The organism is Saccharopolyspora sp. NPDC045839, from assembly GCF_056431645.1.
In genome coordinates this window covers 189,608-203,343 of the sequence record NZ_JBWKKH010000015.1, presented here as the reverse complement: position 1 = coordinate 203,343, position 13,736 = coordinate 189,608, and the positions used below count along the sequence as shown (strand labels likewise).

Genomic DNA, 13,736 nt, shown 5'->3' with positions numbered 1-13,736 from the left:
GGTTGTAGGAAAAAACAGAACAGACACACACAACGACATCTTCCCCCCCCCCCAAAACACCCCCACCTTCCAAACCATGAAAGGAACCCAACCGATGTTCTGGATTCAGCTCAGCACATTCATTCTGTTCAACCTGCTGATCCTCGCCATGCTCACCACCCAGATCCCCGCACGCGCCATCGCCTTCGCGACAACGGGGCAGCACGCGGGAGGTGGGGAAGGTGCTTACACGGTGTGGCATCTCATCGCCGACATCGAAGCCGAAAGCCGAAAAGAAGAGCACAGGTGGGAACACGAACATCCCCGCATACCACCGGAATTCCCCAACACCGACCCCGACGACGAGCCCACCTCGGTCGACGAACCCACCGGGCGGCACCACCTGCGGGCCTAAAACGCTCGTGAGTGGTTTGGGCCGCTATGCAGTCCAAGCCACTTACGAGACCCGAGCAGGGCCGGTGCGGAGACCTCCCCCAACCCCCACCCGCACCGGCCCACCCCGGTGACCGGGCGCGATACCCCCGACCCCACGCGCCCGGTCACCGGCTCCCGGCAACGACGTTTCAGACTCGGAGATTCGTTCGTGGTTCTTGCCCGTCTCCGCAGGCCGCGCTACGGCCCGTGCGTACTTTTTGCTGCCATAGCGACAAGAAGTGCGCACGGGTGGTGAGCCCCGGCTCAGGACGCGGTGTCGCGGAGGTTCCGGATGCTGCCCAGGAGGTTCTCGGCTCGTTCCCGCCCGGCGGTCGCCTCGGTGAGGCGCCGGTTGACCGTCTGCAGCTGCCGGCTGCGCTCCGCGGCGTCCATCTTCAGCGCCTTGTCCACTTCCCGCAGCTCGCCCTCGATGGCCTCGATGCGCCTGGTCAGAGCGTCGTCCAGGGCCAGCGACAGCTGTTGCTCCGCCTCGATCAGCTGCTCCGCCACGAGCTGGTCCAGTGCCGAGCGGGCATCCGCGATGGCCTCGGTCAACCACTGCTTCAGGTGCTGCTTGTCCGCCGCGTGCTTGCGGGTCCGCGCCATCCACCAGCCGACCCCGAGCCCGAGCACGATCGTCACCGGCAGCACCACCGGGTTCAGCGCCGCGATGCCCAGGCCGCCCGCCAGCGGCATCGCGGCCGCCCGGCCGACGCCGAGCCCGCCGGAGACGCCCATGAACACCAGGAGCTTGTCCTCCGCGGTCGGCGGCCGCTTGTCCGGCGGCCGCAACGCGATCGGCGCCTGCGCTCCGCGCGCGAACTGCGAGCGGATCACGTCGAGCTCCTCGGCGGAGAACAGCTCCTTCAACGACTGCTCGGCGACCGCGGCCAGCCGCGCCGACAGCGTCGCCGCCACCCGGGTCGACGCCATCTGCAACGCCGCGTCGACGTGGCGGGGCAGCTCGGCCAGCTGGTTGCGGTCGGCGCTGTCGATGGCCCGGCGGAACCAGTTCTGCACCTCCCGCACCTGGCGGGCCACCTCGTGGCTGGTCTCGACGCGGGTCCGCTGGATCTCGCCGCGCAGCTTCACCTGCCAGCCGCGCGTCGACGACCGCCGCGCGGTGGACAGCTCGTCGCGCCGCGCGCGCAGCGACTCCGCCTCGTCCTCGCCGACGGTCAGCGCGCGCTTCTCCGCCGACAGCTTCGCGACCAGCTCACCGAGCACAGTGGACAGTGCCCGCATCGTGTTGGCCTCGCCGAGCATTGCGGCCCGCCCGCCGATCAGCCGCTCCAGCTCGGTGCGCAGCTCGACGATGCCGGACTTCTCGCGCAGCATGTCCGCGGCCTGCTCGCTGGGCGCCTTCTCGGCCAGCTCCTGCATCCGGGCGGACACCGGGAAGATCGGCATGTCGGCGAACCGCGGCGCGTGTTCCGCCAGCAGCTTCCGGTCCGCTTCCAAGACCTGCCGCCAGCCTCGGTGCTGATCGGTCTTGGCCAGCGCGAACACGACGGTCTCGACGCGCTCGGCGATCTTCTGCAGGAATTCCAGCTCGCCCCGGGTGAACGGGGCCGACGCGTCGACGACGAACAGCAGCGCCGTCGCCGAGGCCGCCGCCTCCATCGCGAGCTCGCCGTGCAGGGCGTCCAGCCCGCCGACTCCCGGCGTGTCCACCACGGTCACCCTGGCCAGCGCGTCGAGCGGCGCGGTGATCTGCACGTAGCGCGGCGGCAGCTGGCCTTCGGGCAGTTCGCGGCCCGCGCTGGCCCAGTTCGGCAGCTCCGCAAGGTCGAACGGCACCGGCTCCTGCTGACCGGGGTAGCAGGCGTGCGCCGCCCATTGCTCGCCGTGGGTGAACTCCAGGTACGTGGTGGTGGCCACCTGTGCGTCCACAGGGGACAGTCCCGGGTGCTCCAGCAGGGCGTTGACCAGCGAGCTCTTGCCGCGGTTGGTCTCCCCGACCACCACGACGCTGGGCGTCTTCTGGCGGCCGCGCCGAACCTGCTCGACCCACTCCGCGGTGGTCGGGTCGGCCTCCCGCAGGAACGCGTGCAGCTTCTCCCTGGCCTGCTTGACCTGCTGCGGCAGGCCCACGGTGACCGCGACGCCCGGTGCAGTCATGCGCCTCGCTCCTCTCGAACCCCGACGTGGTCGCCCTCGACCGGCCCGCCGTTTTCGCGCGAAACCGTCGGACTCCCCTCACGAGAGGCGCCGTTTTCGCGCGAAAACGGCGCGGTTCCCGCGGCGGTCACTGCTGCCGCAGCTGGTAGACGGTCACCACCGGGGCGCGCAGCACGCGGTCCCGATCGGCGAAGCCCAGCACCTCGGTCTCGGCGATCACGCCGTCCAGGGCCGGGTCGTCGGTGGGCGTGATGCCACCGGCCTCGTGGTGCGCCGGGTCGAAGCGGGTGCCGTCCGGCCGCAGCGCCGAAACGCCGATGCCCCTGAGCCCCTCGGACAGCCGCTCCACCACTCCCGCGCTGCGCGCCCGGTCCATCGCGTACATGCACAGCTGGATCAGCGTCGCCCGCTCGGTCAGCGCGCGATCCAGCTGATCAATGACGACATCGCTGGTCACGGCGGTCATGTCGGTTCCCACCTCTGCGTCGGCGTCCGGGGCAACTGCCGTGCCCTCGTCCGGATCGGACGCGTCGGGAACACCACCGGTTCCACTTTCAGGTGAATTCTTGCGCCGCCAGCCACGCATCGCCATCACCCGGACCGCAACTGCTGCCAGATCAGGAAGTACGCCCGGTGCACCACGTGCGCGATGCGGCTCTGCGCGGGCGTGGCGCCGAACGACGAGAACGAGCGCCACCAGTTCGCCCGCTCCAGCGCGTAGTCGGTCAGCTCGTTGCGGGGCCGACCGGGCAGGCCGAGCTGCTCGCCGACGTCGTTGCTGCTGCCGACCCGCATCACTTCCTCGGCCAGGTCCACAGGCATCGCCACCGCACCGGCCGCGACCAGCGTCAACGACTCCAGCACCCGGAGCTGGTGCGCCTCCGGCTTGGCCAGCAGCACCTCGATCGCGTCGTGCACCCGCTGCCGCTCGCCCTGGTCGCCGGAGGCGTGCGCGAGCGCGGTCACCGAGGCCAGCGCTGCCGCGGCCTTGATCCCGTCGGCCCGCGCCCGGAACACCGTGTCCAGCCGGTTCAGCACCGAAGCCAGCCCGGAGGAATCCAGCAACCGGCGCCGCAGCGCGCCCGCGGTGATCTCCGGGTCGGCGTCGATCGCCTCCAGCGCGCTCCGGATCCCGAAGAGGTCCATCCGCTCCAGCAACCGGTTGCGGGTGCCGGCCGGCACGTCGCACTCCCAGCTGGTGAACAGGTCCGCGGACAGCAGCAGCGTTTCGCGGGTCGCCTCGTCCAGCTTGGCGAGGCCGCGCAGCGCCTCCGCGTCGGCGGCGGTGAACTCGCCGGATTCGGCGGTCTCCGCGAGCAGGCCGATCACCGGCAGCACGTCGGCGACCTTGGGCTTGAGCAGCTCGGCCTGCTTCTCCGCGAGCAGCGACGCGGCCTTCCACACCTCGCCGCCCGAGTCCTCGACCGAGCTCGGCTCGATGGTGTCGGCCTTGTTCAGCACCGCGATCGCGTTGACCGGCCCGGCCTCGCGGCTGGCGGTGGCGGCGGTGAACGCGGCCAGGGCCTGCTCGTCGTCGGCCCGGACGCCCTGCGTCACGACGTAGAGGACTGCCTCGGCGCCCGCGACCGCGTTGCGCGACACCGGATCGAGATCGGAGTCGGCGTCGGCATCGTCGCCGTCCTCCTTGCGAGTGCCCAGCAGTTCTTCGGTGCGCGCCACGGACGCGGCGTCCAGCGAACCGAGACCGGGGGTGTCGATCACCGTCAGGTCGCGCAGCACCGCGTTGGTCAGGTAGGCCTCCAGGTGCGAGACCTCGTCGATGTCCACGCCCAGGTCGGCCGGGATGCCGCCGTCGGCGTCGAAGGGCACGGCCTGCTTGTTGCCGTCGTGGAAGACGACCTCGACGCGGTCCACGGTGCCGTACTGGAAGCGGGTGACCAACCGGGTGCACTCGCCCACGTCGGTGGGCGCGACCCGGCGCCCGATCAGCGCGTTGACCAGCGTGGACTTGCCGGACTTGATCCGGCCCGCGACGGCCACCTGCAGCGGCGCGGAGAGCCTGCGCAGCACCTCGGCGAAGCCGGCCGCGGTCCGCTCGGACACCTGCGGCTGCAACCCGGTGCACAGCCGGGCGACCGCCGCGGATAACGGGCCAGGCCAGTGCTGCTGCTCGGTTGCCGTACTCAAGTCCGACCTTCCCGATCGTGCGATCTCGCTGCGCGCTACATCCTGCCACGCACCCCCACCGAACCGGACCAAGTGCGCGCGATCACCGGGTCGCCCAGCAGGCCGCCGTCGGATCCCCGCCTACGACGAGGCACCTCCGCGCGTGCGACCTGAGGTTGACCCGGGTCGAGCCCGTGGGATGACGCCTGACCACGGATCCTGCGCCTAACCTCGCTAAGTGCGGAAACTGAGCCTCTGGTTGCGGGCGCGCCCGTTGGTCGGCGACAGCGGGATCGCCACCTTCATGCTGCTCGTGCACCTGGGAGAGCTCGACGGCGAGAGCAAGCCGACGATCGGCATGCCCGCCTGGCTGTACGTCGTGGCCGGCGTGCTGCTGACCGTGCCGCTGGCGGTGCGGCGCATCTGGCCGGTGCAGTCGGCGTACGTCGCGCTGCTCGGCATGGCGATCATGTCGGTGGTCAACACCGGCCCGGGCTCGACCGTGGCCCTCATCGCGCCGTGCATGATGATCTACACCCTGGTCGCCTGCGAGGGACGCCGGATCGCGGCCCTCTACACCGCGCTGACCGGCGCTTTCTACCTGGCGCGGCTGTTCACGGGCGGCCAGCGGGAAGGGAACCTGGCCGAGCTGATCTTCGTCCAGGTGCTCTTCTTCGTCATGCTTGCCGGCTTCTGCTGGGTGCTGGGCGAGTTCATCGGCGCCCGCCGCGCGTACCACGCCGAGGTGGAGAGACGGCTGCGCAACCTGGAGTTCGAACGCGATCAGCAGGCGCGCATCGCGGTCGCCGAGGAGCGCAACCGGATCGCCCGGGAAATCCACGACGTGCTGGCGCATTCGGTCAGCGTGATGGTGACGCAGGCCGACGGCGCCGGATACGCCCTGCGCAGCAACCCGGATCTCGCCGAGCGCGCGTTGCAGGCGATCGGCAGCACCGGCCGCGAGGCCCTCGGCGAACTGCGGAGCCTGCTCGGCGTGCTGCGCGACAGCGACGAGCAGGACCCCGGCCGCATCCCGCAGCCCACCGCCGCGGACCTCAGCGACCTGGTGAACCGGGTGCGCGGCCTCGGGCTCGCCGTGTCGATGGAGCTGACCGGCGACTTCGCCGGGCTGCCGACCAGGATCGGGCTCAGCGTCTACCGGATCGTGCAGGAGTCGCTGACCAACGTGGTCAAGCACGGCGGCACGGGCACCACTACCTCGGTCCGGGTGGACAACGACGGGCAGCGCATCGAGATCGAGGTGCTGGACGACGGCATCCGGAAGGAGCCGTCCGGGCTGGCCCCCGGCGGCAACGGGCTCATCGGCATGCGGGAACGCGCCGCGGTCTACGGCGGCACGCTGGAGGCCGGTCCGCGGCCCGAGGGCGGCTGGCGGGTGCACGCGGTGCTGCCGCTCGATCCGGGCGCGCAGCCTGGGGAATCGGCCGTGAAAGGTCGCTGAGAAATCCGAAACCCCAGCTCGGATAGGGTGTACGGCATGGTGCGGGTGCTGCTGGTGGACGACCAGGAACTGATGCGCATGGGCTTCCGGATGGTGCTCGACGCGCAGGATGATCTGGAGGTCGTCGGCGAGGCGGGCAACGGCGAGGAGGCGATCGGGCTCGCCGAGCGGCTGCGGCCGGACGTGGTGCTGATGGACGTCCGGATGCCGGTGCTCGACGGCGTCGAGGCGACCCGCCGGATCGTCGCGGCGGACAGCGCGAAGGTCCTGGTGATGACCACCTTCGACCTGGACGAGTACGCGCTTTCCGCGCTGCGCAACGGAGCCAGCGGATTCCTGCTCAAGGACGCCCCGCCGGAGAGCCTGGTCACAGCGGTGCGCTCGGTGGCCAGCGGCGACGCGGTGGTCGCGCCCAGCGTCACCAAGCGGCTGCTCGACCGGTTCCTCGGCGAGCGCGGCGGCCGGCTGCGGGACGCGTCGGTGCTCGACGTGCTGACCGAGCGGGAGCGCGAGGTGCTGGTGCTGGTCGCGAAAGGACTGTCGAACGCCGAGATCGCGGGCACGCTGTTCCTGTCCGAGGCCACCGTGAAGACCCACCTCGGCCGCATTCTGTCCAAATTGGACGTGCGGGACCGGGTGCAGGCCGTGGTGCTCGCCTACGAAACCGGTCTGGTCAAACCGGGTGAGGCGTGAATTGCGCCTCCAGCCACCCACGAACGCGCTGGTGGACGGCTAGCCTGCGGTGGTGAGCGACGCCGCGTGGAAACCCCGACTCATCGCCCTCGACATCGACGGAACCCTGCTCGACCCCGCCACCCAAGCGATTTCCGCCGAGGTCAAGGCCGCGGTGCGCCGCGTGGTCGAAGCGGGCACCCAGGTCGTGGTGTCGACCGGCCGGAGCACGCTCGGCACCCTGCCGATCCTGGACGTGCTGGAGCTGACCAGCGGATTCGCGTTGTGCTCCAACGGAGCGGTGCGGGTCGACGTGGCGGCGCGGGAACCCGTGTCGATCGAGACGTTCGAACCGGGGCCGGTGCTCGCCGAACTGACCAGGCGGCTGCCCGGGGCGATCTTCGCGAGCGAGGACATCGGCGCCGGCAGCCTGGTGACCAGCAAGTTCTCCGAGGACGAGCTGCACGGACCGCAGCAGCTGGCCACCTTGGACGAACTCGTCGACCACCCGGTGCCGCGGCTGATCGCGAACTGGGTGGATCACGAGCCCACCGAACTCATCGCGGCGATGGCCGGGGTCCGGCTGCCCAACTGCACCTACACCGTGGACCACTACGAGCCGTGGGTCACCGTGGTGCCGGAAGGCGTGACCAAGGGCTCGGCGCTGGAGAAGCTGCGCGCCGAACTGGGCATCGCGAGCGAAGACACCTTCGCCGCCGGTGACGGGGACAACGACATCGAGATGCTGCGCTGGGCGGCGCACGGCGTCGCGATGGGGCAGGCGGCGGAGATCGTGCGCGCCGCGGCCGACGAGGTCACCGGGCCGGTCGCCGAGGACGGGCTGGCAGCGGTCCTGGACCGCTGGTTCCGGTGAGATCTCCGGGACACCCCTGAGGCTGTCATCCCGCAGGACGGGGCCTACTACGACTCAGGTCTGACCCGAGGTCCAGACGCTGGGCCGATGCAGGCGCACGGGTCGGCCAGGCACCCTTTGTGGTGTGGCCCGGTTGGGCCGCGGCATTGTCGGCTTACAGGAGTGATCATGATCGAGGCGATCGGCCTCACCAAGCGCTACGGCCCGAAAGTCGCGGTGAACAACCTGTCGTTCACCGTGAAGCCCGGCCGGGTCACGGGTTTCCTCGGCCCCAACGGGGCAGGCAAGTCCACCACCATGCGCATAATGCTCGGCCTGGACCGGCCGACGTCCGGTGAGGTGCGCATCGACGGCAAGCCCTACCGCGAGCTGAAGAACCCGCTGCGCACCGTGGGCGCGCTGCTCGACGCGAAGTGGGTGCACCCCAACAGGTCGGCGCGCACCCACCTGCTGTGGATGGCGAAGTCCAACGGCCTGCCCGTGAAGCGCGTCGACGAGGTCCTCGGCATGGTCGGCCTGGAGGAGGTCGCGAACCGCAAGGCGGGCGGCTTCTCGCTGGGCATGTCGCAGCGGCTCGGGATCGCGACCGCCCTGCTCGGCGACCCGAAGATCCTGTTGTTCGACGAGCCGGTGAACGGGCTGGACCCGGAGGGCATCCACTGGATCCGGCGGTTCATGCAGGGCCTGGCCGCCGAGGGGCGCGCCGTGTTCGTCTCCAGCCACCTGCTTTCCGAAATGGCCCTGACGGCCGAGGAACTCGTGGTGATCGGCCGCGGCGAGCTGATCGCGCAGTGCAGCACCCAGCAGTTCGTGGACAACGCAGGCACCCAGGGCGTGCTGGTGCGCTCGCCGGGGGCAGCACAGCTGCAGCAGCTCATGAGCGCACAGGGACTGAGCGTGCGGTCGACGGCCCAGGACACGCTGGTCGTCGACGAGGCCGAGACCGAGCAGATCGGCGAACTCGCCGCACAGCACGGGATCGTCCTGCACGAGCTCACCGCGCAGCGGAGCTCGCTGGAGGAGGCCTTCATGCAGATGACCGGCAACGCCGTTGAATACCAGACCAATCTCGGCGCCGCCGCGTCCGCGCTGAACACCTCGGGGGTGGCCCGATGACCCTGCTCGCCGTCGAACGCATCAAGCTCTTCTCCACCCGGTCGCCGTGGTGGTGCGCCTTCCTCGCGCTGGCGTTGACCATCGGCTTCACCACGCTGTTCGCGTCCCAGCTCGAGAACGAGATGTCGCTGTCGATGACGCAGGCCGGCTACCAGTTCGGCCTGATGGTGATCCTCGTGCTCGCCGCGTTGTCGATCACCACCGAGTACCGGTTCGGCACGATCCGGGCGACCCTCCAGGCGGTGCCGAACCGGACCGCCGCGCTGCTGGCCAAGACCGTCGTCGTCGCGTTGGTGGCGCTGATCATCGGCGAGGCGGCCGCATTCGGCTCGTGGGGAGTCGCGAAGCTACTGGCACCGGGCGCGGATCTCGCCTTCGCCACGAGCGACGACTGGCGCCAGGTCGCCGGCGTCGGCCTGGTGTTCGCGATCGGCGCGGTGCTGGCGGTCGCGGTCGGCGCCATGCTGCGGCAGACGGCCGGCGCGGTCGCCCTGCTGCTGCTCTGGCCGCTGCTGGTGGAGAGCCTGGTCGGACTGATCCCGAAGATCGGCGCCGACGTGCAGAAGTGGATGCCGTTCAACGCCGCCGGCCACTTCATCTCGGGCACCGACGGGGTGGGCGACATGCCGTTCGGCCCGTGGGGCGCGCTGGCCTACTTCGCGGCCGTCGCGGTGGTCCTGTGGGTGATCGCTTTGATCATCGTTCGGCGGCGCGACGCCTGACCAGCGAGAACCGAAGCGGCTGCGGAACCTACCATGATCAACTATAGAAATGCCCAGTTGGGCGCGGGATAGCAAAACGTTACCCGGCCCGGCCGAGAGTCTGATCACGTCAACCGATAGGATCAGCGGCAAGATCGAGCCGCAGACGTCGCCTCCCGGTGCGTGCGGCACCGCAGGGTCCGCTGTGGACACCGCGCGAGGCTGACGACGGGGCCGACTGGCACAACCGAATTCGACCGACTGCAACAGCGCTCGGGGGCGCCGGCGGTCGGGACGGGGGAGGGCCCGGGCTGTCATTCGGGGGATGGCCCGGGCCCTGTGCTTTCCGGATGTCCGCAGCGGCTCCGACGACCTCGCGCGGCGTCCCGCATCAGACGCTGGGGCGGACCACCAGGACCGGGCAGGCCGCGTGCCGGACGCATTGCTCGGCGACCGAGCCCAGCATCAGGCCTGCGAACCCGCCGCGCCCGCGGTGGCCGACGACCAGCAGGTCCGCTCCCCGCGATGCCGACAGCAGCGCCTGCGGCGACGGCGAGTGGACGACGTGTATGTGGACCGGGAGATCGGGATGTTCGCCGAGCTTGTTGGCCACGATGCGTTCCGTGTCGGCCAAGACCGACTGCTGGAACTCGTCCATGCTCGGCACGACGTTCGGCGGGCAGTCCGCCGGTCGCGGTGCGGTCCGGAAACTCCAGGCCCGCACGACGTGCAAGGGGACGCTGCGGCGCCGGGCCTCCTCGGCCGCCACGATCAAGGCGCGCAGCGACGATGCGGAACTGTCCACGCCGACGACGACACCGCCGTCGATCTCCACCTGTTGGATCGTCTGGTCTGGCACCCCCCCACTCCAACCGCATCCGGGTGACTTGTCGAGTCGACCTGCGGGGGGTCGACCGAACACGTTGTAAACATGTGACTTTTGACACAAACGGTATGCTCGCGTCATTCTTTGCATTCGCTGTGGTAAGGCATTGAGTAAGGGATGTCCCGAACCAGCGTCGCTTGGGGGCATGCGCTGGCCGAGGGCGAGTTCGTGGCTCGCAACTTTCTCAACAGCAGAAGGGTGGGCCGATGGTGCAGTCGAAGGAAATCCCGGCAGTTCCGGCGCAGCAGGACGGTGCGCGAGTTCGTTCGACGGACGACGTCCAGCTGGAGCCGGTGCCGAGGCTCGAATGGTCGCTGGCCACCGAAGCACATCCACCCGCGCTGGAGGCGGCGACACCAGCATCGCTGCGGCGGAGCTGGATCCACACCGCGCCCGAACACCAGGTGCTCGAGCTGTTCCGCAAGCTGCACGGCGCCAAGCGCCGGCTGCCCGCCCCGTGGTGGCTGCGGGCGCTGGATCGCGGCGAGATCGAATCGCGGAAAGCGGCGTTCGAAATCGAGGACGAGGCGCACGCGGTGCTCGGTGCGCGACCGGGCTGGGTCTTCGTGCCCTGGGCCGGCATCGGCGAGGCCGGGTACTGGGAGTTCGCGCCCTCGGACCGGGCTCCGATGCGGATGCCGACCACCGTGGTGCTGACCGACGAGCACCGGGGCTGGCTGAACGTGGTGCCGGCGCACGGCGAGACCGAGCCGGTTCCGGTGCCGGTCAAGCGGTCCACCGGCCTGGTATCGATGCTGGGGCAGATCGAATCCTGGTGATCCACCGGCCCCGCCTCCCGGACGAGTGGGTTCGGTCGTCGGGGCCCATCACCGGTTTGCGATACTGAGTCCCCGTGAATGCCTCTGACCAGCAGGTTCCGTTTCGTCGTACCGTCGTCAGCTACGTCCAGCGCGGCGAGCGGATGACGGTGGGCCAGCAGCGCGCCTGGGATCGCCACTGGTCCGAGCTGGGTTCCGAGGTGACCGCGCTGCCCGAGGGCCCGCTGGACCTCGCGGCCTGGTTCGGCCGCTCCGCGCCGGCGGTGCTGGAGATCGGCTCCGGCATGGGCGAAACGACCGCGCAGCTCGTCGCCGCCCAGCCCGACGCCAACTACGTGGCGGTCGAGGTCTACAAGCCGGGGCTGGCCCAGCTGATGCTGCGGGCCGAAAAGCTGGAGATCACCAACCTCCGGTTGCTGCGCGGCGATGCGATCGTGCTGCTTCGCGACCACATCGAGCCCGCGTCGCTGGCCGAGGTGCGCATCTACTTCCCCGACCCGTGGCCGAAGAAGCGCCACCACAAGCGCCGTCTCGTGCAGCCCGACTCGGTTCGGCTGATCGCATCCCGGCTCGCGCCCGGCGGCGTGCTGCACCTCGCGACCGACTGGGAGAACTACGCCGAGCAGATGCTGGAGGTCTGCCAGGCGGAACCGCAGCTGCGCAACCGGTACGCCGACGAGCCGGGCGGTTGGGCGCCGCGGCCGGAGTGGCGACCGGTCACGAAGTTCGAGAACCGGGCGCACGAAGAAGGCCGCGAAATCCACGACCTGATCTTCGAGCGCATCTAGCCGGTTCCGCGGCAGACCTCGGTGAGCTGCTGCCGCCCGGGATCGGTTGTCGTGTCGGGCCTTTCTGCCATCGTGTGCTCGGAACGAGTTCTCTGAGCAGAAGGGGACGAGCGCGATGACCAGCGCCCGCCAGCGCGCAGCGCAGCCGGAGGACCTCAACCGGTTCGTGTTGGAACGGCTCAACGCCGGCGACGTCGACGGACTGGTGGCGCTGTACGAGCCCGACGCCGTGCTGATCGTCCCGACCGGGCGAGTTGTCGGGCACCGGGAGATCCGCGCGGCGTACGAGCAGCTCGTGGCGGCCAAGCCCGAGTTCGCGCCCGGCGCGACGCAGCCCGCGATCCGGAACGGCGACCTGGCGCTCACCTCCGTGCGGCTGGCAGACGGCGGCGTCACCGTCGAGGTGGCCCGCCGTCAGCCCGACGGCACCTGGCTCTGGGTGATCGACCAGCCCAACCTGCTCGGCTAGGCCTCGTCGCGCCGGTCGCCGGAAGGCGCTCCGCCGAGACCGTGCCGCACCGCGAACTCCGGGGCCGTCACGCCCATGACCACCAGGTCGTGGTGACGACCGGCGAAGAATTCGTGTTCGCGCAGCAGGCCTTCCTCGATGAAACCGAGCGTGCGGTGCAGCGCGAGCGACGCCTCGTTGTCGGCGTAGATCTGCGCCTCGCATTTGTGGTACCGGCGCTCGCCGAACATGAAGCGCAGCAGGAGCACGACCGCTTCGGCCGCATAGCCACGCCGTTGGTACTGGTCGTCGATCGCCACGCCGTGGGAGAACCGGCCGGTGCGCGGATCCGCGTCATGGGTCGAGACGGACCCGACCAGCGCACCGCTGTCCAGCGCCTCGATCACCAAGCGGAGCGAGTCGCCGACCGGTTGCGCGGCGGACTGCTCGGCCGTCCACGCGCGGTATCCGTCGGCCGAGCGCGGCGGGTAGAGCGTGTCCGCCGATCGCTGGTGCTCGGAGTGCGAGTCCATCCGCATGAACGCTCGCCAGTCCTCGGGCTCGATGCCGCGCAGCCGAACGAGCCGGCCCGTCCAGAAGGAGCTCATCCGGCTATCCCAGCAAGCGTTTCGCCCTCGCGTCCAAGGCTTTTCCGCTCTCTGCGCGCAATGTCAACCGGCTCGGACGAGCGCTGGTCACGCGTTCGTGCAGGCTTCCGCGATCTCTGCGGTGTCCCAGTAGAACGGGCGGATGTCGATGATCTGCCCGTCCTGGATCTCGATCGTTTGCAGGATGGGGAATTCGAGCCGGCGGCCGGTCGCCCGGGAGCGCGCTCGGACCTGGGTGAGCACCACCAGCGGCCCGGTCGTGTCGCTCGGCGTCAGGAAGTCCTGCGCCAGCATCTCGAACGATTCCCAGGTTCGGCTCATCTCGAGGAAGAACCGCTCCATGCCCTGGTGGCCCCGCCAGCTTCCGCCGTAAGGCAGCGCCTCGGCCTGGTGCAGGACGACCTGGGGCGAGAAGAACTCGGCGAGCGGTTCGAAGCTCGCTTCGCCGGGCCCGCCGGCCGCCAGGTACTCGGCCTCCGCCGCGTACATGCCCTCCAGCACCTGCATCTTCGTCTTCATCGCCGTCACGCGTCCAGCTTTGCCGCGCGGGAGGCCGGATGCTGGCGGTGATCAGACACCGCACTTGGCCTGGCTGTCCACGACAAACAGCAGGATGTTCACTCAATTGGGCGATCAAGCGTCGTGACCTGCGCGTCGATGGAAGTCACGATGAGTGGGTTGTCGCGCGATCGTGGTGTTGTGAATTCACCGAAAAGAAGAATGCTCATGCAGTGACGCGT

General features: G+C 69.9%; 15 protein-coding genes. 9 read left to right on the top strand and 6 right to left on the bottom strand.

All coding sequences use genetic code 11. The features are described from left to right. Window positions 1-394 (top strand): hypothetical protein (locus tag AC07EQ_RS22210; RefSeq protein ID WP_478389828.1); only part of this gene is annotated, 394 nt, incomplete at its 5' end. 284 nt (window positions 395-678) lie between these two features. Here AC07EQ_RS22210 and AC07EQ_RS22205 read toward each other — a convergent pair. From AC07EQ_RS22205 to AC07EQ_RS22195, 3 genes are all read right to left on the bottom strand, one after another. Beyond that, window positions 679-2,535 carry a dynamin family protein gene (locus tag AC07EQ_RS22205; protein WP_478389827.1) on the bottom strand — a complete coding sequence of 619 codons (1,857 nt, stop codon included), beginning with the start codon at window positions 2,533-2,535 and terminating at the stop codon, window positions 679-681. Between the two features lie 127 nt (window positions 2,536-2,662). Further along, complete coding sequence (gene grpE / locus AC07EQ_RS22200; RefSeq protein ID WP_478389826.1) at window positions 2,663-3,001, bottom strand: nucleotide exchange factor GrpE; 339 nt, start codon at window positions 2,999-3,001, stop codon at window positions 2,663-2,665. 125 nt (window positions 3,002-3,126) lie between these two features. Beyond that, window positions 3,127-4,683, bottom strand: coding sequence for a dynamin family protein (locus AC07EQ_RS22195; protein WP_478389825.1), 1,557 nt, complete (start codon window positions 4,681-4,683; stop codon window positions 3,127-3,129). A gap of 217 nt (window positions 4,684-4,900) precedes the next feature. Here AC07EQ_RS22195 and AC07EQ_RS22190 point away from each other — a divergent pair, with 217 nt between their 5' ends. The 5 genes from AC07EQ_RS22190 (at window position 4,901) to AC07EQ_RS22170 (ending at window position 9,508) form a co-directional block, all read left to right on the top strand. Continuing rightward, window positions 4,901-6,124: a sensor histidine kinase gene (locus AC07EQ_RS22190; protein WP_478389824.1), complete on the top strand. Its 1,224-nt coding sequence runs from the start codon at window positions 4,901-4,903 to the stop codon at window positions 6,122-6,124. Between the two features lie 36 nt (window positions 6,125-6,160). Beyond that, a complete protein-coding gene (locus AC07EQ_RS22185) occupies window positions 6,161-6,817 on the top strand; it encodes a response regulator (RefSeq protein ID WP_478389823.1) in 657 nt (218 codons plus the stop codon). 52 nt (window positions 6,818-6,869) lie between these two features. Then, window positions 6,870-7,670 carry an HAD hydrolase family protein gene (locus AC07EQ_RS22180; protein WP_478389822.1) on the top strand — a complete coding sequence of 267 codons (801 nt, stop codon included), beginning with the start codon at window positions 6,870-6,872 and terminating at the stop codon, window positions 7,668-7,670. Window positions 7,671-7,838: 168 nt separating this feature from the next. Beyond that, on the top strand, window positions 7,839-8,786 hold the full coding sequence (locus AC07EQ_RS22175) for an ABC transporter ATP-binding protein (protein ID WP_478389821.1): 948 nt from the start codon (window positions 7,839-7,841) through the stop codon (window positions 8,784-8,786). Beyond that, window positions 8,783-9,508 carry a hypothetical protein gene (locus AC07EQ_RS22170; protein ID WP_478389820.1) on the top strand — a complete coding sequence of 242 codons (726 nt, stop codon included), beginning with the start codon at window positions 8,783-8,785 and terminating at the stop codon, window positions 9,506-9,508. The genes AC07EQ_RS22175 and AC07EQ_RS22170 overlap by 4 nt, the downstream gene beginning before the upstream one ends. Before the next feature lie 370 nt (window positions 9,509-9,878). On the opposite strand, the gene AC07EQ_RS22165 is transcribed toward AC07EQ_RS22170, so the two are convergent. Beyond that, window positions 9,879-10,346 carry a universal stress protein gene (locus AC07EQ_RS22165; protein WP_235883813.1) on the bottom strand — a complete coding sequence of 156 codons (468 nt, stop codon included), beginning with the start codon at window positions 10,344-10,346 and terminating at the stop codon, window positions 9,879-9,881. A gap of 233 nt (window positions 10,347-10,579) precedes the next feature. On the opposite strand from AC07EQ_RS22165, the gene AC07EQ_RS22160 reads away from it, so the two are divergent. The 3 genes from AC07EQ_RS22160 (at window position 10,580) to AC07EQ_RS22150 (ending at window position 12,409) form a co-directional block, all read left to right on the top strand. Next, window positions 10,580-11,152 carry a hypothetical protein gene (locus tag AC07EQ_RS22160; protein ID WP_478389819.1) on the top strand — a complete coding sequence of 191 codons (573 nt, stop codon included), beginning with the start codon at window positions 10,580-10,582 and terminating at the stop codon, window positions 11,150-11,152. Between the two features lie 143 nt (window positions 11,153-11,295). Then, entirely contained in the window at window positions 11,296-11,940 is a 645-nt protein-coding gene (trmB, locus tag AC07EQ_RS22155) for a tRNA (guanosine(46)-N7)-methyltransferase TrmB (RefSeq protein WP_478389833.1), read from the top strand. A 115-nt stretch (window positions 11,941-12,055) separates the two neighbouring features. Beyond that, the gene (locus AC07EQ_RS22150; RefSeq protein WP_478389818.1) at window positions 12,056-12,409 is read left to right on the top strand and encodes a YybH family protein; all 354 of its coding nucleotides are present in this window, start codon (window positions 12,056-12,058) and stop codon (window positions 12,407-12,409) included. Here AC07EQ_RS22150 and AC07EQ_RS22145 read toward each other — a convergent pair. Together AC07EQ_RS22145 and AC07EQ_RS22140 are read right to left on the bottom strand one after the other, a co-directional pair. Next, a complete protein-coding gene (locus AC07EQ_RS22145; protein WP_478389817.1) occupies window positions 12,406-12,996 on the bottom strand; it encodes a GNAT family N-acetyltransferase in 591 nt (196 codons plus the stop codon). The two genes, AC07EQ_RS22150 and AC07EQ_RS22145, sit on opposite strands and share 4 nt — an antisense overlap. A gap of 87 nt (window positions 12,997-13,083) precedes the next feature. After that, the gene (locus tag AC07EQ_RS22140) at window positions 13,084-13,515 is read right to left on the bottom strand and encodes a nuclear transport factor 2 family protein (protein WP_478389832.1); all 432 of its coding nucleotides are present in this window, start codon (window positions 13,513-13,515) and stop codon (window positions 13,084-13,086) included. Window positions 13,516-13,736 lie beyond the last annotated feature (221 nt).